Source organism: Geodermatophilus nigrescens (genome assembly GCF_900129495.1).
GTDB lineage: Bacteria > Actinomycetota > Actinomycetes > Mycobacteriales > Geodermatophilaceae > Geodermatophilus > Geodermatophilus nigrescens.
Window position 1 is genome coordinate 38,182 of record NZ_FQVX01000005.1, and the last position, 24,615, is coordinate 62,796.

At 74.8% G+C, this 24,615-nt stretch carries 24 protein-coding genes; 14 read left to right on the forward strand and 10 right to left on the reverse strand.

Annotation, left to right across the window (positions count from 1 at the left end; genetic code table 11):
• Nucleotides 1-11 precede the first annotated feature (11 nt).
• Both BUE37_RS20480 and BUE37_RS20485 read left to right on the forward strand, forming a co-directional pair.
• Nucleotides 12-563 carry a DUF1353 domain-containing protein gene (locus BUE37_RS20480; RefSeq protein WP_073422308.1) on the forward strand — a complete coding sequence of 184 codons (552 nt, stop codon included), beginning with the start codon at nt 12-14 and terminating at the stop codon, nt 561-563.
• Between the two features lie 90 nt (nt 564-653).
• Entirely contained in the window at nt 654-2,396 is a 1,743-nt protein-coding gene (locus BUE37_RS20485) for a bifunctional metallophosphatase/5'-nucleotidase (protein ID WP_083628968.1), read from the forward strand.
• Between the two features lie 69 nt (nt 2,397-2,465).
• Here the strand turns inward: BUE37_RS20485 and yidD are convergent, their stop codons facing one another.
• Complete coding sequence (gene yidD / locus BUE37_RS24645) at nt 2,466-2,870, reverse strand: membrane protein insertion efficiency factor YidD (RefSeq protein ID WP_245794817.1); 405 nt, start codon at nt 2,868-2,870, stop codon at nt 2,466-2,468.
• 186 nt (nt 2,871-3,056) lie between these two features.
• Between yidD and BUE37_RS20495 the strand changes: the two genes are divergently transcribed.
• Nucleotides 3,057-3,395, forward strand: coding sequence for a hypothetical protein (locus BUE37_RS20495; RefSeq protein WP_073422309.1), 339 nt, complete (start codon nt 3,057-3,059; stop codon nt 3,393-3,395).
• A 9-nt stretch (nt 3,396-3,404) separates the two neighbouring features.
• Here BUE37_RS20495 and BUE37_RS20500 read toward each other — a convergent pair whose 3' ends face one another.
• The 5 genes from BUE37_RS20500 to BUE37_RS20520 are packed head-to-tail and all read right to left on the reverse strand — an operon-like array spanning nt 3,405 to nt 6,703.
• Nucleotides 3,405-4,601 (reverse strand): MFS transporter, encoded by a 1,197-nt coding sequence (locus BUE37_RS20500; RefSeq protein WP_139253081.1) that lies wholly within the window; start codon nt 4,599-4,601, stop codon nt 3,405-3,407.
• 20 nt (nt 4,602-4,621) lie between these two features.
• A complete protein-coding gene (locus BUE37_RS20505) occupies nt 4,622-5,179 on the reverse strand; it encodes a TetR/AcrR family transcriptional regulator (protein ID WP_073422310.1) in 558 nt (185 codons plus the stop codon).
• Nucleotides 5,176-5,757 (reverse strand): sugar O-acetyltransferase, encoded by a 582-nt coding sequence (locus tag BUE37_RS20510; RefSeq protein WP_073422311.1) that lies wholly within the window; start codon nt 5,755-5,757, stop codon nt 5,176-5,178. Before BUE37_RS20510 ends, BUE37_RS20505 begins: the two co-directional genes overlap by 4 nt.
• 50 nt (nt 5,758-5,807) lie before the next feature.
• Entirely contained in the window at nt 5,808-6,377 is a 570-nt protein-coding gene (locus BUE37_RS20515; protein ID WP_073422312.1) for a TetR/AcrR family transcriptional regulator, read from the reverse strand.
• Nucleotides 6,377-6,703 carry a DMT family transporter gene (locus BUE37_RS20520; RefSeq protein WP_073422313.1) on the reverse strand — a complete coding sequence of 109 codons (327 nt, stop codon included), beginning with the start codon at nt 6,701-6,703 and terminating at the stop codon, nt 6,377-6,379. The genes BUE37_RS20515 and BUE37_RS20520 overlap by 1 nt, the downstream gene beginning before the upstream one ends.
• 250 nt (nt 6,704-6,953) lie before the next feature.
• Between BUE37_RS20520 and BUE37_RS20525 the strand changes: the two genes are divergently transcribed.
• Nucleotides 6,954-8,315, forward strand: a complete 1,362-nt coding sequence (locus BUE37_RS20525; protein ID WP_073422314.1) for a dicarboxylate/amino acid:cation symporter — start codon at nt 6,954-6,956, stop codon at nt 8,313-8,315.
• Nucleotides 8,316-8,440: 125 nt separating this feature from the next.
• On the opposite strand, the gene BUE37_RS20530 is transcribed toward BUE37_RS20525, so the two are convergent.
• Nucleotides 8,441-9,382 carry an aldose 1-epimerase family protein gene (locus tag BUE37_RS20530; RefSeq protein WP_073422315.1) on the reverse strand — a complete coding sequence of 314 codons (942 nt, stop codon included), beginning with the start codon at nt 9,380-9,382 and terminating at the stop codon, nt 8,441-8,443.
• Between the two features lie 265 nt (nt 9,383-9,647).
• Here BUE37_RS20530 and BUE37_RS20535 point away from each other — a divergent pair, with 265 nt between their 5' ends.
• The 8 genes from BUE37_RS20535 to araA all read left to right on the forward strand — a co-directional run bounded on the left by BUE37_RS20535 (nt 9,648) and on the right by araA (nt 19,621).
• Entirely contained in the window at nt 9,648-10,640 is a 993-nt protein-coding gene (locus BUE37_RS20535; RefSeq protein ID WP_083628970.1) for an ABC transporter substrate-binding protein, read from the forward strand.
• A gap of 96 nt (nt 10,641-10,736) precedes the next feature.
• Nucleotides 10,737-12,299, forward strand: coding sequence for a sugar ABC transporter ATP-binding protein (locus tag BUE37_RS20540; protein WP_217651339.1), 1,563 nt, complete (start codon nt 10,737-10,739; stop codon nt 12,297-12,299).
• Entirely contained in the window at nt 12,292-13,479 is a 1,188-nt protein-coding gene (locus tag BUE37_RS20545; protein ID WP_073422316.1) for an ABC transporter permease, read from the forward strand. The genes BUE37_RS20540 and BUE37_RS20545 overlap by 8 nt, the downstream gene beginning before the upstream one ends.
• Nucleotides 13,476-14,540, forward strand: coding sequence for a galactofuranose ABC transporter, permease protein YjfF (gene yjfF, locus BUE37_RS20550; RefSeq protein ID WP_083628971.1), 1,065 nt, complete (start codon nt 13,476-13,478; stop codon nt 14,538-14,540). The genes BUE37_RS20545 and yjfF overlap by 4 nt, the downstream gene beginning before the upstream one ends.
• Before the next feature lie 74 nt (nt 14,541-14,614).
• Nucleotides 14,615-15,661, forward strand: a complete 1,047-nt coding sequence (locus BUE37_RS20555; RefSeq protein WP_217651340.1) for a LacI family DNA-binding transcriptional regulator — start codon at nt 14,615-14,617, stop codon at nt 15,659-15,661.
• 143 nt (nt 15,662-15,804) lie between these two features.
• Complete coding sequence (locus BUE37_RS20560) at nt 15,805-17,427, forward strand: xylulokinase (RefSeq protein WP_073422318.1); 1,623 nt, start codon at nt 15,805-15,807, stop codon at nt 17,425-17,427.
• Nucleotides 17,424-18,098 (forward strand): L-ribulose-5-phosphate 4-epimerase, encoded by a 675-nt coding sequence (locus BUE37_RS20565; RefSeq protein ID WP_073422319.1) that lies wholly within the window; start codon nt 17,424-17,426, stop codon nt 18,096-18,098. Before BUE37_RS20560 ends, BUE37_RS20565 begins: the two co-directional genes overlap by 4 nt.
• A 14-nt stretch (nt 18,099-18,112) precedes the next feature.
• Entirely contained in the window at nt 18,113-19,621 is a 1,509-nt protein-coding gene (araA, locus tag BUE37_RS20570; protein ID WP_139253082.1) for an L-arabinose isomerase, read from the forward strand.
• A gap of 27 nt (nt 19,622-19,648) precedes the next feature.
• Here araA and BUE37_RS20575 read toward each other — a convergent pair whose 3' ends face one another.
• A complete protein-coding gene (locus BUE37_RS20575) occupies nt 19,649-21,109 on the reverse strand; it encodes a sugar porter family MFS transporter (protein WP_083628972.1) in 1,461 nt (486 codons plus the stop codon).
• A gap of 97 nt (nt 21,110-21,206) precedes the next feature.
• The gene (locus BUE37_RS20580; protein WP_245794819.1) at nt 21,207-22,373 is read right to left on the reverse strand and encodes a transglycosylase domain-containing protein; all 1,167 of its coding nucleotides are present in this window, start codon (nt 22,371-22,373) and stop codon (nt 21,207-21,209) included.
• Between the two features lie 205 nt (nt 22,374-22,578).
• Here BUE37_RS20580 and BUE37_RS20585 point away from each other — a divergent pair, with 205 nt between their 5' ends.
• Nucleotides 22,579-22,851, forward strand: a complete 273-nt coding sequence (locus BUE37_RS20585; protein WP_073422321.1) for a hypothetical protein — start codon at nt 22,579-22,581, stop codon at nt 22,849-22,851.
• Between the two features lie 42 nt (nt 22,852-22,893).
• Here the strand turns inward: BUE37_RS20585 and BUE37_RS20590 are convergent, their stop codons facing one another.
• On the reverse strand, nt 22,894-23,397 hold the full coding sequence (locus BUE37_RS20590; protein ID WP_073422322.1) for an Lrp/AsnC family transcriptional regulator: 504 nt from the start codon (nt 23,395-23,397) through the stop codon (nt 22,894-22,896).
• Nucleotides 23,398-23,459: 62 nt separating this feature from the next.
• Here BUE37_RS20590 and BUE37_RS20595 point away from each other — a divergent pair, with 62 nt between their 5' ends.
• Nucleotides 23,460-24,392, forward strand: coding sequence for an EamA family transporter (locus BUE37_RS20595; RefSeq protein WP_139253083.1), 933 nt, complete (start codon nt 23,460-23,462; stop codon nt 24,390-24,392).
• Nucleotides 24,393-24,615: the final 223 nt, after the last annotated feature.

Sequence of the window (24,615 nt, forward strand, 5' to 3'; positions counted from 1 at the left end):
AGGATCGCGGCGTGCCCTTCGACCCGCCCGCCGCGGTCCTCCGCACCTCCGGCGCCGACGGCTGGACGCTCGCCGAGCCGCTCATCTACCTCGGCCGGCGCGACCGGTTCGTCGTCCCGGCCGGCTTCGCCACGGACCTGGCGAGCGTGCCGCGGCCGGTGCTCTGGCTGGTGCCGGAGTCCGGCCCCTACACGCTCGCCGCGGTGCTGCACGACTGGCTGTGCACCGTGGGCATCCGCACCCGCGCGGTCACCTCCCGCGAGGCGGACGGGCTGTTCCGGCGGGCGATGCGGGAGGCCGGGGTCCCGGTGCTCCTGCGCTGGCTCATGTGGACCGCCGTGCGCTGGGGCGCCCTGGCCGACGCCGAGCGGCGGCCCGGGTGGCTGCTGTCGGCGCCCGGGGTGCTGGTGATCTCGGTGCTCGCCGCGCCACTGGTGCTGCCGCCGTCGCTGCTCGCGGTCCCGGGGCTGGCCGTCTACGCCGGACTGGAGCGGCTGGTGTCCGGCGACGACGGCGTGCGGCCGTGGACCCGGCGGCGGAACGGATCCGGCACCCCCTGGTGACGATGGGCGTACCGGTCCGTCACACTCCCGTCACCGGACGCGGGTGGAATGGCCGGCGTCCCTCCTCCAGAGACCCTGGGAGTCCTCCGCATGAGCCCCTCCGTCCTGCGCCGCGGCACCGTCGCCGCGGCCGTGACGACGGCGATGACCGGCCTGGTCGTCGCCGCCGCCCTCGCACCGGCAGCCGCCGCCCCGAACGGGCCGAAGCCGGTCGAGATCCAGCTGCTGGCCCTCAACGACTTCCACGGCGCCCTCGAGCCGCCGACCGGATCGGGTGGCCGCGTCCAGACGGGTCCGGACCCCGACGGCAGCGGCGGCCCGCTGCCCGCCCCGACGGTCGACGCCGGCGGTGCCGAGTACCTGGCCACGCAGTTGCGGCAGCTGGCCGAGGCGCAGCGCAGGCAGAACACGATCACCGTGGCCGCCGGCGACCTGATCGGCGCCTCGCCGCTGCTGTCGGCGGCCTTCCACGACGAGCCGACCATCGAGGCGCTGGGCCTCGCCGGCCTGGACTACGCCAGCGTCGGCAACCACGAGTTCGACGAGGGCCCCGCGGAGCTGCTGCGCATCCAGAACGGCGGCTGCCACCCCGTCGACGGCTGCGCCGACGGCACGCCCTACGAGGGCGCGGACTTCCAGTACCTGTCGGCCAACGCCTTCGTCACCGAGACCGGGCAGCCGCTGCTGGACCCCTACGCGATCCACAACGTGCAGGGCGTGAAGGTCGGCTTCATCGGCATGACGCTCGAGGGCACCAGCCAGATCGTCAGCCAGCAGGGCGTGGCGGGCCTCGAGTTCCGCGACGAGGTGGAGACGGCCAACCGCTACGCGGCCGAGCTGCAGGCCCGCGGCGTCGAGACGATCGTCGTCCTGCTGCACGAGGGTGGCGCGCAGAGCGGGCCCGACGCCTGGAACGTGGACGGCTGCAGCAACCTGGGCGGCCCGATCGTGCAGATCGCCAACGGCATGTCCGACGCCATCGACGTCGTGGTGAGCGGCCACACCCACCAGGCCTACAACTGCACCGTCGACGGCAAGGTCGTCAGCAGCGCCGGCAATAACGGCCGCCTGGTCACCGACATCGACCTCACCGTCGACAAGCGGACCGGCGACGTCATCGACTCCGCCACCCGGGTCGACAACGTGATCGTCGAGCGCGGCGTCGCCGCCGACCCGGCGCAGACCGCCCTGATCGCCCGGTACCGGGAGGCGCTCGGCCCGATCGCGACCGAGGTCGTCGGCGACGCGGCCACCGACATCCGGCGCACCGCCGACGCCGAGGGGGAGACCCCGCTGGGCAACCTGATCGCCGACGCCCAGCTGGCCGACACCCGGGACGAGGGCGCCGTCGCGGCCCTCATGAACCCCGGCGGCGTGCGGGCCGACCTGCTGGCAGGCCCGATCACCTACGAGGAGGCGTTCACGGTGCAGCCGTTCGCCAACAACCTCGTCACGCTGGACCTCACCGGCGCCCAGCTCGACTGCGTGCTGGAGCAGCAGTACGCCCGCGCCGGCAACCCGGTCGTCCTGCAGCCGTCCTCGGCCCTGCGCTACACCGTCTCCACCGGCGGGGCCGCCGGCCCGGCCGCCGACCCGTGCACCGGGCAGAAGGTGGGCGGGCTGACGATCGACGGCGTCGCCGTCGTCCCGACGCAGACCTACCGGATCACGGTGAACAACTTCCTGGCCGGGGGCGGTGACGGCTTCACCCAGCTCCGCACCGGGACGAACGCCGTGACCGGCTCCATCGACCTGGACGCCTTCACCGCGTACCTCGGCGCCAACCGCCCGGTCAGCGCCCCGGCGACCGACCGGATCACCACGGTCGCCTGACCCCGCACCACCCCGTCGCCGGCGGCGGTCCTCTCCGGAGGGCCGCCGCCGGCGCGCGTCCGGGGCGTCCTACGTCCGGGTCCGGACCGGCACCGGGTCGGAACCACCGTCGCCGGGGCCGCAGCGCCGCAGCCGCCGCACGGTGAGCAGCCCGCCGCGCAGCAGGCCGTGCACGCGCAGCGCCTGCAGGCCGTAGGTGGAGCAGGTCGGGGTGAACCGGCAGCACGGCGGGCGGGCCGGGCTGACCCGCTCCCGGTAGGCGACGACGAGCCGCGCCGGCCAGCGCGCCGCCCATGGCGTGCCGGCCGGGGCCGGGGTGACCAGGGCCGCGGGCAGCGCCAGCCACAGCAGCGAGAACAGGCCGATGGCGTCGCAGCCGTTCTCGCAGCCGTCGCACCCGTCGCAGCCGTCGGACCCGTTCTTCCTGCGTCGCGAGCGGCGGTTCCGGCGGCGGCACCCGGGGAGGCTGGTCACGGGGCGGCATCGTGCAGGGCGGCCGCCGTCCGCGGAAGGGCCGCGCGCGCGGGTCGGGACGGCAACGGTTCGTCACCGGCGCCCCACGGGTGCACCGCCGTCCCACCGGTGGTCGGGTGCCGCCTGCCGGCTGCCGACTCCTCTCCCACGACCCGAGGCCCGTGGGCCCGTCCGAGGGAGCACCCGATGTCGTCGTCGCCCCAGCCCAGCCGCCGGCTCACCGAGCTGCGCGCCGGCATGTCCGTGCTCACGAGCGCGGCCGCCGACCTGCAGGTGGGCGCCCAGCCCGAGGTGCGGGTGCTGTCCGACGGCCGGCTGTGGCTGGCCGAGCTCGGCGTCGCCGTCACCGCCGCCGACGTCTACCAGGCCGCCCGCGGGTTGGTCGCGGCGCAGCTGCACGCCATCGCGCAGGTCTCCGGCCAGCCGGTCGAGGACCACGCGCTCGCCTGGCTGGTGACCCTGCAGACCAACGAGGTCATGGTCGGCCTCGAGGACGCCCCCGTCCTGGAGGACGACGCCGCCTGACCCCGGCGGTCAGCGGGCCGCGGAGACCGTCGGCCGCAGCACCCGCCCGAGCACGAGGGTGACGACGCCGGCGAGCACGACGCCGAGCAGGCCCACCCGCAGGCTCGTCGCGTCGGCGACCGCGCCGACCAGCGGGGGCGAGGCGAGGAAGCCGATCCGCAGCAGCCAGTTGACCACCGTCAGGCCCACGCCGTGCCGCAGGCCGGGCAGCTCGTCGGCGGCGGCGTAGACGGCCGGCACGAGTGTCGCCACGCCGAGCCCGGCGAGCGCGAACCCGACGAGCGTCGTCGCCAGCGACGGCACCGCCAGCGCCAGCCCCATGCCGACGGCGATCAGCGCGCCGCCGCCGCGGGCCACCCGGCGCTGGCCGAAGCGGTCCACCACGCGGTCGCCGGTCAGCCGGCCGACGGTCATCGCCACCGACAGCGCGACGAAGCCCAGGCCCGCCGTGGCGACCCCGGTGCCCACCTCGCCGCGCAGGTACAGCGCGGCCCACGACGAGCCGGCGTCCTCCACGAACGCCCCGCAGGTGGCCAGCACGCCGAGCGCCGCCATCGCGCCGAGGGACGCCCGCATCCCCGCCCGTCCGGCCGGCGGGGCGCCGTCGTCGTCGACGGGTTCCTCGTGGTCGGGTCCGGGCAACATGCGGCGGTACGCCACCAGGGCGACGACGGCGAACACCGCCGCCACCACGCCGAGGTGCACGGCGAGCGGCACCCGCAGGCCCGCCGCGGCCGAGCCGAGCAGCCCGCCGCCCACCGCGCCGACGCTCCAGAGCCCGTGGAAGGCGTTGAGGATCGACCGGTCGTAGGCCCGCTGCACCCGCAGCCCGTGCGCGTTCTGCGCGACGTCGACGACGGCGTCCAGCGCGCCGGCGACGAACAGCGCGGTGGCCAGCAGCCACCACGACGGTGACACCGCCGCGCCCCAGATGGCTCCCGCCAGCGCGACGAGCCCCCACGAGGCCACCCGCGCCGACCCGAAGCGGCGCATGAGCGCGGCCGAGGCCAGTGCGCTGACCAGGGCGCCGAGGGGGAGTGCGGCGATCGCGGCACCGAGGGCTGCGTTGCTCAGGTCGAGGCGGTCCTTCACCTCGGGCAGCCGCGGCACGAGGTTGGCGTAGAGCACCGCGTTGACGAAGAAGCAGGTGGCGACGGCGGCGCGGGCGGCGCGCAGGTGCGCGGGGACCGCGAGGGTGTCCGACACGGGTGTCCTGTCCGGGAGGGTCAGCGCGCGACGCGGGCGAAGGCCGCGCGGATCTGGTCGGGTGTCATGGGGTCGGTCGACAGGGCGCTGTGCAGCACCAGGCCCTCGACCATCGCGTCGATCTCCCGGGCGGTGACCGGGTCGAAGTGGAGCTCCAGGCTCCGGCGGCTGCGCTGCATCCAGTCCTGGGTGACCGCGCGCAGCGCCGGCCGCCGGGCGGCCGCCGCGTAGAGCTCGACCATCAGCACGAAGTCGCGGTGGGAGACGAGCAGGTCGTCGGTGAGGTGGGCGACCAGCACCTCGAGCGCGGCGCCCGCGCCGTCCGCGGCCCGCATGCGTTCCTCGAAGCGCGGCGCCACCTCGTCGACGTGCCGGGTGAACGCCGCGGTGTGCAGCTCGTCGAGGGAGGCGAAGTGGTAGGTCAGCGACCCGAGTGGCACGTCGGCGGCGCGGGCGATGGCCCGGTGCGTGGCGCCGACGACGCCCACCTCGGCGATGACGTCGACGGTGGTGGCCACCAGCCGGTCGCGGCGTCCGGGATCGTGCCGTCGCGCCCGCCGCACGGGCGCCCGGGTCACGACCGCTCCAGCGTGCGGACCACCCGGGCGGGGTTGCCGACGGCGACCACCCCGGCCGGCAGGTCGCGGGTGACCACCGACCCCGCGCCGACGACGGTGTCCGCGCCGATCGTGACGCCGGGCAGCACGACGACGCCGCCGCCGAGCCAGACGTTGTCGCCGATGGTGATCGGCTCCGCGGCCTCCCACTTCTCCCGCCGCGGCCCCGGCTCCACCGGGTGGGTGGGGGTGAGCAGCTGGACGTTCGGCCCGATCTGGACGTCGTCGCCGATGGTGATGGCCGCGACGTCGAGGGCGACCAGCCCGAAGTTGGCGAAGCAGCGGGCTCCGATGCGGATCGAGGTGCCGTAGTCGACGTGCAGCGGCGGGCGGATCTCGGTGTCCTCGCCGACGGCGCCGAGCAGCTGCTCGAGCAGCCGGCGGCGCAGCGGGCGCTGCCGTGCGGTGGTGGCGTTGTAGGCCGCCGCGAGGTCCTGGGCCGCCGCGCTCGCCTCGGCCAGCTCGGGGTCGTCGGCGATGTAGAGCTCGCCGGCGAGCATGCGCTCGCGCATGGTCCGGGAGTCGTCGGGAGCGGCCATGCGGACGACCGTACACATGCTAGGAACGTCCGTACACACCGCCGCGCCGGTCAGCCGAGCGCCTGCGCCACCGCCTCCTCGGCCCGGCGCCGCGCCGAGCCGTCGCCCTCGACCAGCGCCGAGACGGTCGAGCCGTCGACCAGCGCCACGAGCGTGGCGACGTCGGCCCCGGTCCGGCCGCACCGGTCGAGGAGGTCGGCCAGTGCGGCGTCGATCGCGTGCCGCGCCGCGCGCAGGACCGGCCGCAGCGCGGGGTGCCGCCCGCACGCGAGGAACCGCTCGTAGAGGGCCAGCAGCTCGTCGTCGCGGGTGCGGCCGGCCCCGTGGACGACGTCGACGACCAGGCGCGCGGTGGCCGCCGCGGAACGGGTCCGGCGGGGCACCGCGGCGACCAGGTCCTCGGCCGCCGCCCGCTCCTGCGCGGCGAGCGCCTCCACCGCCGCGGCCCGCAGGTCGTCGATGCTCGCGAAGTAGTAGGTGGTGGCGGCCAGCGGGACGCCCGACGCCGCGACGACGGCCCGGTGCGTGAGGGCGTCCGGCCCCGCCTCGGCCAGCAGGCGCGCGGCCGCCTCGACGATGGCCGCCCGGCGGGCCTCGCCCTTGCCGGTCAGGCGGGACATCAGTGGGCCGCCGACGGCGCGAGCTGCAGCATCAGCACGCCGCCGAGGATCAGCAGGATCGCGACGATGCGCATCGTGGTGACCGGGTCGCCCAGGACGGCCATGCCGACGACCGCCGTGCCGCCGGCACCGATCCCGGTCCAGACGGCGTAGGCGGTACCGACCGGCAGCGTGCGCAGCGCGGACGACAGCAGCACGAAGCTCGCGGCGGCGCAGACGACGAACGCCACCGACCACCACAGGCGCGTGAAGTTCTCGGACTGCTTGAGCGAGACGGCGAAGGCGGTCTCGAACAGTCCGGCGGTGACGAGCAGGGCCCAGGCCACGATGCGCTCCCTCGAAGTGGTACGGCGGTACCAATCAAACGGTACACGAGTACCGGGCCAGGTCAAGATCGTGAGTTGCCGCACAGGCGGGATGGCCCGGGCGCGCGGCGGCATTGACCTCCTCGTGCACGACCTCTGGGGACTCACGCGCCGCCGCGCGCTCGACTACGGCCGGGTGACGACCGCCGCCTGTCGCCGCGGCGCCTGACACCGGTCCCGACGTCCTCCTCCCCTCGAAAGGCACACCTCCGTGCTCGCACGTCTCCGCCGCGTCCCCTTCGCGGCGCAGGTCCTCCTCGCGCTCGTCGTCGGCGTGGCCCTCGGCCTGGTCGCCCGCGAGATGGGCCCCGTCGCCGACGGGACCCCGAACTGGCTCACCAGCACCCTGCAGACCATCGGCGGCACCTTCGTCACGCTGCTCAAGGCGCTGGTCCCGCCGCTGATCGTCACCGCGGTGATCGTCAGCATCGCCAACCTCCGGCAGGTCTCCAACGCCGCCCGGCTCGCCGCGCAGACCCTGCTGTGGTTCGGCATCACCGCGCTGATCGCCGTCAGCATCGGCATCGGCCTGGGCCTGCTCACCCAGCCCGGCCGCAACAGCTCCGTCGACGCGGCCGCCGCCACCGACCCCGGCACCACCGGCGGCTGGTGGGACTTCCTCACCGGCCTGGTGCCCGGCAACGTCCTGGGCCTGCAGGCCTCCGCGGGCGACGACGGCTCGGTCGGCCTGTCGTTCAACGTCCTGCAGCTGATCGTCATCTCGGTCGCGGTCGGCGTCGCCGTCCTCAAGGTCGGCGAGCCCGCCGAGCCGTTCCTGCGGCTGGTCCGCTCCGCGCTGGCGATCGTCCAGAAGGTGCTGTGGTGGGTCATCCTGCTGGCCCCGATCGGCACCGTCGGCCTCATCGGCAACGCCGTCGCCAGCTACGGCTGGGACTCCCTCGGCAGCCTCGGCGTCTTCGCCGGCTCCGTCTACGCCGGCCTCGCGCTGGTGCTGTTCGTCGTCTACCCGGTGCTGCTCCGGCTGCACGGCCTCTCGCCGCTGCGCTGGTTCGCCGGCGCCTGGCCGGCCATCCAGCTGGCCTTCGTCTCGCGCTCCTCGATCGGCACCCTGCCGGTGACCGAGCGGGTGACCGAGCAGAACCTGGGCGTCCCGCGGTCCTACGCCTCCTTCGCCGTGCCGCTGGGCGCGACGACGAAGATGGACGGCTGCGCGGCGATCTACCCGGCGCTCGCGGCGATCTTCGTGGCGCAGTTCTTCGGCGTGGACCTGTCGATCACCGACTACCTGCTGATCGCGCTGGTCTCCGTCGTCGGCTCGGCCGCCACGGCCGGCGTCACCGGCGCGGTGGTCATGCTGACCCTGACGCTGTCCACCCTGGGCCTGCCGCTCGCCGGCGTCGGCCTGCTGCTGGCGATCGACCCGATCCTCGACATGGGCCGCACCGCGGTGAACGTCGCCGGCCAGGCGCTCGTGCCGACCATCGTGGCCAAGCGCGAGGGCATCCTCGACGTCGAGCGGTTCCGCACCGGCGGCACCTTCAGCGAGGCCGCCCCGGCGGTCGAGCCGACCGGCGGGGTCGACGCCGACCTGCGCCAGCCCGCCACCGCCTGACCGGCAGCGCCTGACCGGCAGCGCCTGACCGGCACGGCCTGACCGGCACCGCCTGACCCTGCACCGCCCGACGGGCCGGTGACCTCCCCGGAGGTCACCGGCCCGTCGTCGTCCCCGGGGACCTCTCAGCCGCCGTCGGCGGCCAGTGCCCGGATCCGCCACCGCGCCACGTGCCGGGCGCCCGGCTCGAGCCGGACGACGCCCTCGCCGCTGCGGAACGCGTCCGGCGGGCACGTCATGGGCTCGACCGCGAGCCCCGCCCGGTGCAGCCCGGGCTCCGGGCGGTCGGCCGTGTGCAGCTGCACCCACGGCAGCGCCCGCGGGTCCCACTCGAGCGCGACCCCGCTGCCGTCGGCGGTCCGGACCTCCGCGCGCGCGGTCCCGTCGTCGTCCGGCGCGACGGCCGTGACGGCGTGGTCCACGGCGACGCCCGCGAGGGGCGTGCGGCCGGCGCGGAAGTCGAGCGGGGTGCCGTCGACCGGCCGGCGGCCGGTCGGCAGGAGGCGCTCCGCGTCGACCTCGAGGTACTCGGCGGCACGCAGGTGCAGGGTCCAGTCGTCGACCCGCCCGGGGCCGGCCACGAGGTACGGGTGCACCGAGCAGCCGTAGGGCGCCGCGGTGGTGCCGGTGTTCTCGGCCTCCACCGCCCACGACAGCCCGTCCTCGTGCACCCGGTAGGTGACGACGACGTCGAGCTGGTGCGGATAACCGGGCTGCGGGACCACGCGGGCGCCCAGCGCCACGGCGTCCGGGGAGGCGTCGCGCACGTCCCACCGGGTCCAGCACAGCAGGCCGTGCAGCGCCGTCCGCCGGTCGGGCTCGGTCAGGGGGAGCTGCTCGTCCCGGCCGGCCCAGCGGTAGCGGCCGTCGCCCACGCGGTTGGGCCACGGCACCAGCACCGAGCCGCGGAAGACCGGCCGGGCGACGTCGGCCCCGAAGTCCGCGACCAGGTCGCGGTCGCCCGTCCGCAGCCGGCGCAGGCCGCCCCCGACCTCGGTCACCACGGCGCTGACCGGGCCCGCGCGCAGCGTGACCTGCCGCCCGGTCGGCGGAGTTGTCGAGACCATGGCTGGGAACGTTAACAGACTGTGACCCGCGTCCCATGTGGCGACCGGGACGCCCGCGGAGACGGGGACAGATCGGCGGCGCGGACCCCTTGACGGCCGGACATGTTTGCGTTCACAGTGTCCCGCGTCACGCCCAGCAGCGTCGCCGGGCCCGCAGGACGAGCCGCCTGAGAGCGCGTCCCCGGGACCAGTCAGCGGTGGTCGCTCCGGGGAGCACCACGAGACCGGACCCGACGGGCCGGCAGGAACTCACAGGAGGCAGACGTTGATCAGGAACAAGCTCCTCGCCGCCGTCACGGCGTCGGTCGCGGTCCTCGGGCTGGCCGCCTGCGGCGGCTCGGCGGAGGGCAGCGGCGGCGGTGGCGGTGGTGGCGGGGACGACACCATCACGATGGGCTTCGCCCAGGTCGGCGCCGAGAGCGGCTGGCGCACCGCCAACACTCAGTCCATCCAGGAGTCGGCCGAGGCCGCCGGCATCGAGCTGCAGTTCTCCGACGCGCAGGGCGAGCAGGAGAACCAGATCTCCGCGATCCGCTCCTTCATCCAGCAGCGGGTCGACGTCATCGCCTTCAGCCCGGTGGTGGAGACCGGCTGGGACGCGGTCCTCCTCGAGGCCAAGCGCGCCAACATCCCGGTGATCCTCACCGACCGCTCGGTCGAGACGGAGCAGGAGGACCTCTTCGTCACCTTCCTCGGCTCGGACTTCATCGAGGAGGGCCGCAAGGCCGGCGAGTGGGCCGTGGAGAACTGGGCCTCGACCGGGGCGCAGTGGAACATCGCCGAGCTGCAGGGCACCACCGGTGCCGCCCCGGCGATCGACCGCCAGGAGGGCTTCGCCGAGGCCATCGCCGACAGCCCGAACCTGACGATCGTGGCGTCCCAGTCCGGTGACTTCACCCGCACCGGCGGCCGCGAGGTCATGGAGGCGATGCTCAACTCCAACCCCGACATCAACGCCGTCTACGCGCACAACGACGACATGGCCCTCGGCGCCATCGAGGCCATCGAGGCGGCCGGCAAGGTCCCGGGCCAGGACATCCAGATCATCTCCGTCGACGCGGTCCGCGACGGCATGCAGGCGCTCGCCGACGGCAAGATCAACTTCATCGTCGAGTGCAACCCGCTGCTCGGTGAGCAGCTGATGGAGCTCGCCCAGCAGGTGCTCGACGGCGAGGAGGTCCCCGAGCGGGTCGTCACCGAGGAGACGACCTTCACCCAGGAGCAGGCCGCGGAGGTCCTCCCGGACCGGAAGTACTGATCCCGTCCGGGGAGCCGGTCCCGGCTCCCGCGCCCCCGCCCGCCCGGGCGTCCACCCCCGGGCGGGCGGCGGGTACCACCTCCCGAGAGGACTCCCGTGTCCCCAGCTGCCGCCGAGGTGCCGGCCGCCCCGGTCCCGTCCCCGCTCCCCGAGCCGGTCGTCGCGATGACCGGCATCACGATCCAGTTCCCGGGCGTCAAGGCCCTCGACGACGTCTCGCTGCGGCTGTTCCCCGGCGAGGTCCACGCGCTGATGGGCGAGAACGGCGCCGGCAAGTCGACCCTGATCAAGGCGCTCACCGGCGTCTACCCCTACGACGCCGGCACGGTGACCCTCGGCGGGGTGGAGCAGCGGTTCGCGACCCCCGCCGACGCCCAGGCGGCCGGGATCAGCACCGTCTACCAGGAGGTCAACCTCTGCCCGAACCTCACGGTCACCGAGAACATCGTCCTCGGCCGTGAGCCCCGCCGCCGCGGGTCGATCGACAAGCGGGCGTCCCGCGAGCGGGCCCGCCGGGTGCTGCGCGAGCTGCACCTCGACATCGACCCGCGGTCGGTCCTCGGGTCGCACCCGATCGCCGTCCAGCAGCTCGTGGCGATCGCCCGCGCCGTCGACACCGACGCCCGGGTGCTCGTCCTCGACGAGCCGACGTCGAGCCTCGACGCCGGCGAGGTCGCCGAGCTGTTCCGGGTGGTGCGGTCGCTGCGCGAGCGCGGCGTGGCGATCCTGTTCGTCTCCCACTTCCTGGAGCAGGTCTACGAGATCAGCGACCGGATGACCGTCCTGCGCAACGGCCGGCTGGTGGGGGAGCACCGCACCGCCGACCTCCCGCGCACCGACCTGGTCCGGGCGATGATCGGCCGCGAGCTCGCGACCCTGGAGGACCTCGAGCACGCCGCGCCCCGGCCGGTCGAGGACGGCGCGGTGCCGCGGCTGGCGGCGTCGGGCCTGGGGCGCCGGGGCGCGATCGAGCCCGCCGACGTGCGGGTGCACGCCGGGCGGGTCGTCGGGCTGGCCGGCCTGCTCGGGTCGGGCCGCACCGAGCTCACCCGGCTGCTGTTCGGCGCCGACCGGGCCAGCACCGGGCGGGTGGAGGTCGACGGCCGGCCGGTGCGCCTGCGGTCACCGCGCGGCGCCATCGCCCAGGGCATCGCCTTCCTCTCCGAGGACCGCAAGGGCGAGGGCGTCGTCGGGGACCTCACCGTCCGGGACAACCTCCTGCTCGCCCTGCAGGCCCGGCGCGGCTGGTTGCGGCCGATCCCGCGGCGGGCCGGCGACGAGATGGTGGCCCGCTACATCCGCGCCCTCGACGTCCGCCCGGCCGACCCGGAGGCGCTGCTGCGCAACCTCTCCGGCGGCAACCAGCAGAAGGTCCTGCTCGCCCGCTGGCTGCTCACCGAGCCGCGGCTGCTGCTGCTCGACGAGCCCACCCGCGGCATCGACATCGGCGCCAAGGCCCAGATCCAGGAGCTGGTCGCCCAGCTCGCCGCCGAGGGGATGTCCGTGGTCTTCGTGTCCGCGGAGCTCGAGGAGGTGCTGCGGATCTGCGACTCCGTCGTCGTCTTGCGCGACCGCCAGGTGGTCGCCGACCTCGACGCCTCCGACACCTCGCTCGACGGCGTCGTCGACCTCATCGCCCGGGGGAACGCCCGTGACTGACCGATCCGCCGCCGCGCCGGGCCGTCCCGTCGACGGCCTGCTCGCCCGCGCCCGCCGGTCCCCGGTCCTGTGGGCCGTCGCCGCGCTCGCGGTCCTGCTGCTGTTCAACCTCGTGGCCAACCCGGGCTTCTTCAGCCTGCGCATCCAGGACGGCCACCTCTTCGGCAACCTCGTCAACGTCGTCAAGAACGTCGCGCCGGTGCTGCTGATCGCCGTCGGGATGACGCTGGTCATCGCCACCCGGGGCATCGACCTGTCGGTGGGCGCCGTCCTGGCCATCTCCGGGTCGGTCGCCTTCACGGTCGTCGAGGGGGCCGCCGACCCCACCTCCGGCGGCACCGCCGCGCTGGCCATCGGGCTCGCGGTGGCCGCCGGGCTGGTCCTCGGGGCGTGGAACGGGTTCCTCGTCTCCGTGGTCGGGATCCAGCCGATCATCGCGACGCTGGTGCTCATGACCGCCGGCCGCGGCATCGCCATGCTGGTCACCGACGGCAACATCGTCACCGCGGAGAACCCCGTCTTCGACTGGCTCGGCGGCGGCTTCGTGCTCGGCCTGCCGGTCCAGGTGGTCATCACGGCGCTGGTCCTGCTGGCCGTCGGGCTGTTCACCCGGCGCACCGCGCTCGGCGTGCTCATCGAGGCCGTCGGGGTCAACCCGGCCGCCGCGCGCCTCGCGGGCGTCCGTGCGCGCAGCATCACCTTCACCGTTTACGTCTTCGTCGCCCTGGTCGCGGCCGTGGCCGGCCTGATGGTCACGGCCAACGTCAGCGCGGCCGACGCCAACCGGGCCGGGTTGTTCATCGAGCTCGACGCGATCCTCGCCGTCGTCATCGGCGGGACGTCGCTGGCCGGCGGGCGGTACTCCCTGACCGGCACGGTCGTGGGCGCGCTGATCCTGCAGACGCTGACGACCACGGTGCTGACCATGGGCCTGCCGGACGAGTACATCCGGCTGTTCAAGGCCGTCGTGATCATCATGGTGTTCCTGCTGCAGGCGCCCCGGGTGCGCGCGGCCCTCCGCCGCCGCCGGGGTCCCGCCGCCACTGCCGGTGGTGCCGCGGGGACTCCCGCGGACGCCGGTCCCGTCCCGCCGGACCCCGTCCGGCCGTCCGTTCCGGAGCCGGCCGCCGGCACCGGGTCCGTCCCCGGCCGCCCGGCCGAGCAGGGGGTCCTCCGATGACCGTCTCCGACACGCGGCTCCCCGAGGCCCCCGGCTCCCCGCCGGACCCGCCGGCCAGCCCGGGGTGGCAGGAGGCGGCGCGCCGCTGGCTGCGCAGCACCTCGACCGGGTCGAGCACCGTCTCGGTGCTCATGACCGCGGTCCTGCTGGTGGTGCTCTTCGGCGCGGGCTCGATCCGCTACGAGAACTTCGGCTACCCGCAGGTGGCGCTCAACCTGCTGGTCGACAACGCCTACCTGATCGTCCTCGCGGTCGGCATGACGTTCGTGATCCTGACCGGCGGCATCGACCTCTCCTCGGGGGCGGTGGTCGCGCTCGGCACGGTGATGGCGGCGAGCCTGCTGCAGGCCGGCTGGCCGGCGCCGCTGGTGATCGTCGCCGTGCTGGCCACCGGGTCGCTGCTCGGGTGGCTGATGGGGCTGGCCATCCACGGCCTGCAGCTGCAGCCGTTCATCGTGACCCTGGCCGGGATGTTCCTGGCCCGCGGCATCTGCTTCGCCATCAGCGGGCCCTCCATCCCGATCCAGGACGACCTGTTCACCGCCGTCGCGATCAACGTGGTCGAGCTGCCGGGCGGGACGTTCCTGTCCTACGGCGCGGTCCTCGCCCTGGTCGTGGTCGCGGTGGCGGCCTACGTGCTGCACCGGACCCGCTTCGGGCGGACCGTCTACGCCATCGGCGGCAGCGAGTCCTCCGCCGCGCTGATGGGGCTCGCCGTCGGCCGGACCAAGGTCGGCGTCTACGTGATCAGCGGCTTCTGCTCGGCGCTCGGCGGCCTGCTGTTCAGCGTCTACATCCTCTCCGGCTGGAGCCTGCACGGGATCGGCCTGGAGCTCGACGCGATCGCGGCGGTGGTCATCGGCGGGACGCTCCTGGTGGGCGGGCGCGGCCTGGTGGTCGGGTCGCTGCTGGGGGTCCTGGTCCTCGGCACGATCAAGGCGCTCATCGACTTCGACGGCGGCCTGAACTCCTGGTGGACGAAGATCACCATCGGGGTCCTGCTGCTGGTCTTCGTCGTCCTGCAGCGGCTGACCGCCCGGCGCGCCGGGTCGGCGTCGTGACCGCCCTGGGCAGCCCGGCCCGGGGCGGCGCCACGGGCCGCGGGACGCACCGCGGCCTGACAGGATCGACGGCGATGGGCGCGCGACCGAGGACCCAGGCGGCCGGCAGCCGTCCCGCGGTCATGACCGACGTCGCCCGGCTGGCCGGCGTCTCGGCGCAGACGGTGTCCCGCGTCCTCAACGACCACCCGCACGTGGCCGAGGAGACCCGCACCCGGGTGCTCGCGGCCATGGACAAGCTGGGCTACCGCCGCAACCTCACCGCCCGGGCCCTGGTCACCCGCCGCACCGACACCATCGGCGTCGTCGCCTTCGACACCGGCCTCTACGGCCCGGCGAGCACCCTGTTCAGTCTCGAGCAGGCGGCCCGCGAGCGCGGCTACCACGTGCACGTCGCCACGGTGCCCGACCTCTCGGAGGAGGGGTTCACCGAGGCGGTCGAGCGGCTGCGCGAGCACTCGGTGTCCGGCGTCGTCGTGCTCGCGCCCCAGCGCGCGGCGGTCCGGGTGATGGCCGGGCTGCCGGCCGACCTCCCGGCGGTCGCCGTCGAGGGCGGGGCCGCCCCCGGCATCACGTCCGTGGTCATCGACCAGGCCGGCGGCGCGGTGCAGGCCACCCGGCACCTGGTCGACCTCGGGCACCGCCGGATCGGGCACGTCACGGGGCGCGAGGACTGGATCGAGTCCGCCGCGCGGCTGCACGGCTGGCAGCAGACGATGGCCGCCGCCGGCCTGCCCGCCGACGTCGTGCTCCCCGGCGACTGGGGTGCGCGGTCGGGCTACGAGGCCGGCCTCGCGCTGCTGGCGGCGGGCGTCCCGGTCACCGGGGTCTTCGTCGCGAACGACCACATGGCGCTGGGGATGATCCGGGCGCTGGCCGAGGGCGGCGTCCGGATCCCCGAGGACGTCAGCGTGGTCGGCTTCGACGACATCGCCGAGGCCGAGTACCTGCGGCCGCCGCTGACCACCGTCCGGCAGGACTTCGCCGAGGTGGGCCGGCGGTGCGTGGACCTGCTGCTGCAGCGGATCGAGGACCCGGGCTGGTCCTCGGCCGACGACGCCGTCGTCGTCCCCGCGGCCCTCGTCGTCCGCGCGTCGACCGCACCCCCGCCCGGCGCCTGAGACCCGCCGTCCCCCGCGCCCCTCACCGGGGCGCTCCTCCCGTCGCGTCCGCGACGGGCCCAGCACACCCGTTGACCCCGGGCGCGGCCTCCGCGACCCCGTCCCGACGGCGGCCGCCCGGCGGCCGCAGAGCAGGAGGACCGATGTCGGAGAACGCCGGCGCAGTGATCACCGGCGGTCGCACGGCCCTGGGCATCGAACTGGGGTCGACACGGATCAAGGCGGTGCTGATCGGGCCGGACCACGTCCCGCTCGGGGTCGGCTGCTCCGACTGGGAGAACCAGCTCATCGACCGGCTGTGGACGTACTCACTGGACGACGTCTGGACCGGGGTGCAGCAGAGCTTCGCGGCCCTGGCCGAGAACGTGCGGCAGCGCCACGGAGTCGACCTGTCGACGGTCGGGGTCCTGGGCGTGTCGGCGATGATGCACGGCTACCTGGCGTTCGACGCCGCGGGTGAGCTGCTCACCCCGTTCCGCACGTGGCGCAACACGAACACCGGACGGTCGGCGGAGCGCCTCAGCGCGGAGTTCGGCGTCAACGTCCCGCACCGGTGGAGCGTCGCGCACCTCTACCAGGCGATCCTGGACGGCGAGGAGCACGTCGGGCGCCTGGACTCCCTGACGACCCTGGCCGGCTACGTGCACTGGAGGCTCACCGGCGAGAGGGTCCTCGGCATCGGCGACGCCAGCGGCATGTTCCCGATCGACGACGGCACCCGCGGTTACGACGCCGGGATGCTGACCCGGTTCGACCAGCTGGCCGCCGAGGCCGGGGTCGACCTGACCCTCGCCGACCTGCTCCCCCGGATCGAGGTCGCGGGCCGCCGGGCCGGTGAACTCACCGAGGCCGGCGCGGCGCTGCTCGACCCGACCGGGCGGCTGCGCCCCGGCATCCCGCTGTGCCCTCCGGAGGGTGACGCCGGCACCGGGATGGTCGCCACCAACGCGGTCGCCCCGCGCACCGGCAACGTCTCCGCCGGCACCAGCGTCTTCGCCATGGTCGTGCTGGAGCACGAGCTCGCCGGGGTGCACCGCGAGCTGGACCTGGTCACCACCCCGGCCGGCGACCCGGTGGCGATGGTGCACTGCAACAACGGGGCCAGCGAGCTGGAGGCCTGGGTCGGGCTGTTCACCGAGTTCGCCCGCGCCCTGGGAGCCCCGGCGGACCCGTCGGCGGTCTTCGAGGTCCTGTTCACCGCAGCCCTCGACGGCGCCCGCGACGGCGGCGGGATGCTGGCCTACAACTACCTCGCCGGGGAGCCGATCACCGGGCTCGGGGAGGGCCGGCCGCTGTTCCTGCGGTCGCCGGACAGCCGGCTCGACCTCGGCACCTTCGTCCGGACCCACCTCTACTCGTCCCTGGCCACGCTCCGGATCGGCATGGACGTCCTGCAACGGGCCGAGGGCGTCCGGCTCGACCGGATGTTCGCGCACGGCGGCCTGTTCAAGACCGAGGGCGTCGCCCAGCGCTTCCTGGCCGCCGCCATCGACACCCCGGTCTCCGTCGGCGACGTCGCCGGCGAGGGAGGCGCCTGGGGCATGGCCGTCCTGGCCGCCTTCGCCGGCAGCGGCCCTCCGGACCGGAGCCTGGCGGACCACCTGGAGACCACGGTCTTCCCCGGCGCGGACGTGCGGACGGCGCAGCCGGACCCGGCCGACGTCGCCGGCTTCGACGCCTTCGTGCAGCGCTACGTCGCCGCGCTCCCGGTCGAGCGCGCCGCCGTCGAGCACGTCAGCCCCGCCCAGCGAGGAGAACCCCGATGACCGCCACCCTGACCGAGCGCGGCACCCACCGGGCGCAGCGCGACTCCGTGGCCCGCCTGCACGGCGAGCTGACCCGCAACGGCCTGGTCACCTGGACCTCGGGCAACGTGTCCGAGCGCGTGCCCGGCGAGGACCTCTTCGTCATCAAGGGCAGCGGCGTCCCCTACGACGGCCTGTCCTGGGAGGGCATCACCGTCTGCGACCTCGACGGCGGCGTGGTCGACGGCGTGCGCCGGCCCTCCAGCGACACCGACGCGCACGCCTACGTCTACCGGCACATGCCGGAGGTGCACGGGCAGGTGCACACCCACAGCCCGTACGCCACCGCCTGGGCGGCGCGCGCGGAGGAGATCCCCTGCGTGCTGACGGCGATGGCCGACGAGTTCGGCGGCGCCATCCCCGTCGGCCCGTTCGCGCTCATCGGCGACGACTCGATCGGGCGGGGGGTCGTCGCCACCCTGCGCGGGTCCCGCTCGCCGGCGGTCCTGATGCGCAACCACGGCGTCTTCACCGTCGGCGCCTCCGCGCGGGACGCGGTCAAGGCCGCCGTCATGACCGAGGACGTCGCCCGCACCGTGCACCTGTCCCGCCAGCTCGGTGAGCCGCTGCCGATCAGCCCCGGGCACGTCGACGCGCTGTACGCGCGCTACCAGAACGTCTACGGACAGTGAGGAGGGACGCCGTCGTGGTCGCAGACCCGTTCGCCGCGCACGAGGTGTGGTTCCTGACCGGCAGCCAGGGGCTGTACGGAGAGGACACGCTGCTGCAGGTCGCCGAGCAGTCGCAGCGGGTGGCCAAGGCGCTCGACGAGGCCGCCGAGGTGCCGGTGCGGGTCGTGTGGAAGCCGGTGCTCACCGACGCCGGCGCCATCCGCCGCACGATGGGGGAGGCCAACGAGGACCCGTCCTGCGTCGGCGTGGTCACCTGGATGCACACGTTCAGCCCGGCGAAGATGTGGATCTCCGGCCTCGACGCGCTGCGCAAGCCGCTGCTGCACCTGCACACCCAGGCAGACGCCGCCCTGCCGTGGGCGACGATCGACATGGACTTCATGAACCTCAACCAGGCCGCCCACGGCGACCGCGAGTACGGGTTCGTGCTCACCCGGCTGCGCATGCCGCGGACGACGGTCGCCGGTCACGTGGGGAACCCGCGGGTGCGGGCGAGGGTCGGATCGTGGGCCCGCGCGGCGGCCGCGGCCACCGCCGTGCGGTCGCTGAAGCTGGCCCGCTTCGGCGACAACATGCGTGACGTCGCCGTCACCGAGGGGGACAAGGTCGAGGCCGAGATCCGCTTCGGCGTCTCGGTGAACACCTGGGGCGTGAACGACCTCGTCGCCGTGGTCGAGGCGGTGGAGGAGAAGGCGGTCGACGTCCTCGTCGAGGAGTACGGCGACCTCTACGCCTTCGCCGACGACTGCCGCCCGGGCGGCGACCGGCACGACGCCGTGCGCTACCAGGCCCGCGTCGAGGCGGCGCTGCGGACCTTCCTCGACGACGGCGGCTTCGGCGCCTTCACCACGAACTTCGAGGACCTCGGCGGCCTGCGCCAGCTCCCCGGCCTCGCCGTCCAGCGGCTCATGGCCGACGGCTACGGGTTCGGCGGGGAGGGGGACTGGAAGACCGCCGTCCTGCTCCGGACGCTCAAGGTCGCCGCGGCCGGGCTGCCCGGCGGGACGTCGTTCATGGAGGACTACACCTACGACCTCACCGGGACGCCGCGGATCCTGGGCGCGCACATGCTCGAGGTGTGCCCCACAATCGCCGGCGGCCGGCCGCGGGTGGAGGTGCACCCGCTGTCGATCGGCGGCCGCGAGGACCCGGCGCGGCTGGTGTTCACCGCCGCACCCGGCGAGGGCGTCGTCGTCGGGTGGTGCGACCTGGGCGACCGGTTCCGGTGGGTGGCCAACGAGATCGACGTCGTCGACCCCGGTGAGGCGCTGCCGAACCTGCCGGTGGCGCACGCCGTCTGGCGGCCGCGGCCGGACTTCGAGACGGCCACGGAGGGCTGGCTGACCGCCGGCGGGCCGCACCACACGGTGCTGTCGACGGCGCTGGGCGCCGACGAGCTCACCGACCTCGCCGAGGTCTTCGGCACCGAGCTGGTGCTCATCGACGACGCGACCACCCGCCGGTCGCTGGCCAAGGAGCTGCGCTGGAGCGCGGCCTACCACCGCCTCGCCGGGGGGCTCTGACCGCGGCCGGCCGGTGACCCCCGCGGGTCACCGGCCGGCGCGCTGCCCGGCGAAGTCGGCGGGCCGGAACTCGCCCTCCGACAGCTTGTGCTCGATCTGCTCCAGGCTGCGGCCGGTCAGCTCGGGCATGCGCAGGTAGAGGAAGACGAAGGCGGCCACGTTGAAGCCGGCGTAGAGCCAGAAGGTCTGGCCGGTGCCGATCGTGTCGATGATGGTCAGCAGCGTCAGCGTGATGAGCAGGTTGGTGCCCCACAGCGACGCCGACTGCGCCGCCGCGCCCGCCTCGCGGGTGGCCAGCGGGTAGATCTCGGAGCCGGTGAGCCAGCCCATGAGCTGGATGCCGCCCGCGGTGAAGGCCATGAAGGCGATCAGCGTGGCGATGATCCAGGGCACCTGCGCCTCGCCGTCGTTGCCGGTGACGAAGAAGGTGCCCAGGACGATGAGCGCCAGCGCCGCGCCGGGCAGTGTGAGCAGGGTGAGGCGTCGCCGGCCGACGCGGTCGATGATCGCCAGCCCGATCAGCTGGGTGACCAGGTAGGTGGCCCCGAGGGCGACGGAGACCCGCAGCGCGGCGGTGTCGGAGAAGCCGTTGTCGGTGAGGATCGTCGGGGAGTAGTAGACGATCATCTCGATGCCCGACAGCTGGGTGAAGATCGCGAGCCCGCAGCCCACGACGAGCGCCGGCCGCACCCAGGGCTCCCGCAGGCCGCGCCAGCCGCTGGTCCTCGCCGTCCGCTCGGCCTCCACCAGCTCGTCGATGTCCGACAGCTCGCCGGACACGTCGGTGCCCGCCGGGCGGACGCGCTCGAGCGCCTGCCGTGCGTCGTCGTCCCGGCCGTGCTTGACCAGCCAGCGCGGGCTGTCGGGCAGGCGCAGCATCAGGCCGAGCATGATCGCGCTGGGCACCACGGCCGCGCCGATCGCGATGCGCCAGTCGACGGCCTCCGTGGCACCCACGATCGTGGCGACGAGGATGCCGACGCCGATGGCGATCTGGAAGAACAGCACCAGCCGGCCGCGGTAGCGGCTGGGCGCCAACTCGGCGACGTAGACCGGGGCGGTCTGCGTGGCGCCGCCGACGGCGAAGCCGAGGACCACCCTCGCGATCGACAGCGTGAGCGGGTCCGGCGCCAGCGAGGCACCGAGCGAGCCGAGGACGAAGACGCCGGCGACGATCAGCAGGGTCCCGCGCCGGCCCCGCCGCTCGGACAGGCGGCTGCACACCAGTGCGCCGATGACGGCACCGGCGAGGATCGAGGCGGCGATGACCTGCTCCCAGCCGCTGCCGATGCCGAACTCGTCGCTGATCTGCAGCAGCGCGCCGGAGATGATGCCGGTGTCGTAGCCGTACAGCAGGCCGGAGATCGCCGACACCAGGGCCACGACGACGACGGCGCCGGTGAGGCCCCCGCCGTCGTCCGCTCCTGGCCGGCTCCCGACGGTGCCGGATGCGGACGTGCGGGCGCCGTGGCCCTCGGACGTGGCCATGCGGTCCTCTCCCCTGGACGGTGGAGCGCGGTGCCCCGTCCCTGAGGCATCGACCGGGACGCTACGGGGCCGTTGGCGACGCCGCCTGCCAGAGGAGCTACGCGGTGCCCTGCTCGGCGATGAGGTCGGCGACCTCCTCGGGCCGCTCGGAGCAGTCGTCGTCGGAGGGCGGCTGGTCCTGGGCCAGGCCCTCGACGCCGGCGTCCTCGACCGGCCCGAAGCCCTGCGCCTCGATGTGCCGCGGAACCCGGTTCTGCGCGTTGATGACGTGGGAGCGCGACAGCCAGCCGAGGCCGTCCTCGACGTCGTAGTCCAGCCCGCCGCCGGGTGCCCGCTGCACGTGACCGGGGGAGGGGAGCAGCCCGACCAGCTGCACGGCCTGGTCGACGGTCAGCGTGGACGGCGGGGTGTCGAAGTAGTACCAGCTGGCCGAGCAGATGCCGTACAGCTGCGGGCCCAGCTGCGCGTAGTTGACGTAGAGCTCGAGCATCCGCCGGTCGTCGACGACCAGCGCCATCTCCGCCGAGAGCCCGGCCTCCAGCGCCTTCCGCCAGACGCTCATGCTCTGGTTGAGGAAGATGTTCTTGGCCACCTGTTGCGGGATGGTCGACCCCGAGGGGTCCTCCTCGCCGCGCAGCCGGGCCTCGGCGCGGCCGGAGAGCTCGTCCCAGGTGAAGGCGCCGTCGCGGTAGGGGAGCTGCTGGTCCTCGTGCGCGATGACGGCGGCGAGGAAGTTGCGCGACACGTGCTCGACCGGCACCGACTGCTGGATCGCGCCGAGGTCGTTGGCCGCCATGAACGCCGTCGTCGGCGGGTCCACCCAGCGCAGCGACACCATGACCAGCGCCTGCACGACGAAGACGACGCCGAGCACGAACCCGATCCGGCGCAGGACGCGCCGGCGGCGCGGCCGGCGCGGCTGCGGTCCCTCGTCGCGGCGCCGGCCCCAGCCCCGCCGCGGCGGCGGACCGGGCGGCGGGGGCGGGGGTGCCCCGCCGCCGGGTGGCCGCGCGCCGCGGCCCGGCGGGGTACCGGGCGCCGACGGGGGAGGAGGAGACCAGGGCTCGCCGTACGGCCCGGACCCGTCGTACGGGCCGGACCCCTCGTACGGCCCGGGGCCCTCGTACGGCCAGGGGTCGCCGTACGGGCCGGACCCGGCTGCTCCGGCGACCGGCCGCGGCGTCCGTCGGGTGCGGACGCGGTCGGTCCGGCGCGGCTCGGGCGGGGGCTCGCCGGAGGAGCGGCGGCGGGGCGCGAAGGGCATGCGTGCTGTCCTCCCGTGGACCGACGGACCGGTCCTCCAGGGTACGGGCGGGGCCTGCGCGCGAGCCGCCGTCGCGGGCGGCGGGTCGCTCCGCCGCTCCCCACGGCAGGACCCCGCGGCAGGGACCCACGGCCCTGTCCGCCGGCCAGTTCCCCGAGCACGCTGTGGCGCGTCCCCAGCCATCCGCGAACCCAGGGAGGCAGCCGTGTACTTCGGAGTCGTGCACACCATCCGCGACGGCGAGCGGTGGGAGCAGATGATGGCGAACGCCGACCTCGGCGCCCTGCCGGCGGGCGTCGAGCTCATGTCCACCTGCACCGCCGCCGACGACAGCCGGGCCCTGTGCCTGTGGCGGGTCCAGGACCGGGAGACGCTCGACGGCGTCCTCGACCAGCTGGTCGGGGACAACGCGGTCAACGACGTGTTCGAGGTCAGCGAGCGCTCGGTGATCGTCGCCGGCCACCCGGCCGCTGTCTGAGGCCCGGCGCCCGGCACGTCCGGACGCGGCGCGTCCGGATGCTCAGCGGGTCGTGTCCCCGGGTCCGGGGGTCCGCGGCGGCACAGGGGTCGAGACGATGAACGAGCTGGTGGTCTGCCCGTAGAGCAGGAACCGGTCCAGGACCCCCTCCAGCGAGGCGATCGTGGGCACGTGGACGCGCAGCAGCAGGCAGTCCTCCCCGGAGACGCGGTGGCACTCGCTCACCTCGGGGACCTGGCGGGCCAGCTGCTCGGCCCGGGGCAGGCTGCCCGGCGTCGGGCGGAGCCGCACCCAGACGCTCACCGGCAGGCCGAGGGCCGCGGGGTCGACGTCGAGCCGGTAGCCGCGGATGACGCCGGCCTGCTCGAGGCGGGCGACGCGCTCGCGGACGGCCGGGGCGGACATCCCGACCCGCCGGGCGAGGGCGGCGGCGCTCAGGCGCGGGTCGGCCGTCAGCTCGTCCAGCAGGCGCCGGTTGACCTCGTCGAGGAGCTGGTTCCCGGTCGGAAGGCCGTCCGGCAGCCTCGGTTTCCGGGTGGCACCCATCCGGCGCTCCTGACCTCAGGACGGCCCTGGTGCTGCCCCGAGCCGCCTCCGACCCTGACTGCGTGACATCCTCCTCCGCCGGGACCGGCGCGGCGCCCGGTCCGGCCCCCGCGCGACGCGGGGCGACCGGCGCCGCCGCGCGGGTGCCCCCGCACGCGTACTTCGTCGTCAGCGCGGTCTTCCACTACCTCGGGCCGGCCTTCGCGGTGCTGCTGTTCGCCCGCGTCGACGTGCTGGGCGTCGCCTGGCTCCGCATCGCCTCCGCCGCGCTCGTGTTCGCCCTGTGGCGGCGGCCGTGGCGGACCTGGCGCCGGCTGGACGGGCGCACCCGCCGGCTGCTGGTCGCCTGGGGCGCGGTGCTGGCGGTGATGAACAGCTGCTTCTACCTGGCCGTCGACCGGCTGCCGCTCGGCACGGTGGCCGCCGTCGAGTTCCTGCCGGTGGTCGCGCTGGCCGCGCTGGCCGCCCGCACCCGGCGCAACCTGGCCGCCCTGGTGCTGGCCGTGGGCGGGGTGTACCTGCTCACCGACGTGCAGCTCGTCGCCGAGCCGGCCGGCCTCGCCTTCGCCGCGGCCAACGCCGTGCTCTTCGCCGCCTACGTCGTGCTGGGCCACCGCGTCGCGCGCGACGACCGGCTGCCGGGCGTCGACGGGCTGGCGCTGTCGATGCTGGTCGCAGCCGCCGTGGCGCTGCCCGTCGGGATCACCGGCGCCGTCCCGGCCCTGACCGACCCGGTCGCGCTGGCCGCCGGCATCGGCGTCGGGGTGTCGTCCTCGGTCGTCCCCTACGTCTGCGACCAGCTGGCGATGCGCCGGCTGCCCCGGGCCACCTACGCGCTGATGGTGTCGCTGCTGCCGGCGACGGCCACCGTCATCGGGATCGTCGTGCTGGCCCAGGTCCCGACCGCCCGGGAGACCGCCGGGGTCGCGCTGGTCGTGGCCGGGGTGGCCCTGCACCGCGAGCGGGCGGAGCGGGGACACGGGAAGGGCCGGTGACCTGCTGGCGCAGGTCACCGGCCCTTCCGTCCGCGGGACGACTCAGATGTCGTAGTACATGGCGTTCTCGTGCCGTATGGACCGCTTACATTGGCTAATGACGGACACTGCTGTGAGCTGGGGATTTCCGGTTGGCCGTGCCTGATCACTAGCGGACGTCGCTGAACCTGCTGAGAGCCGATTGAGAGCAGGCCCGCAAAGTTCAACCTGTACTCATGCGCGC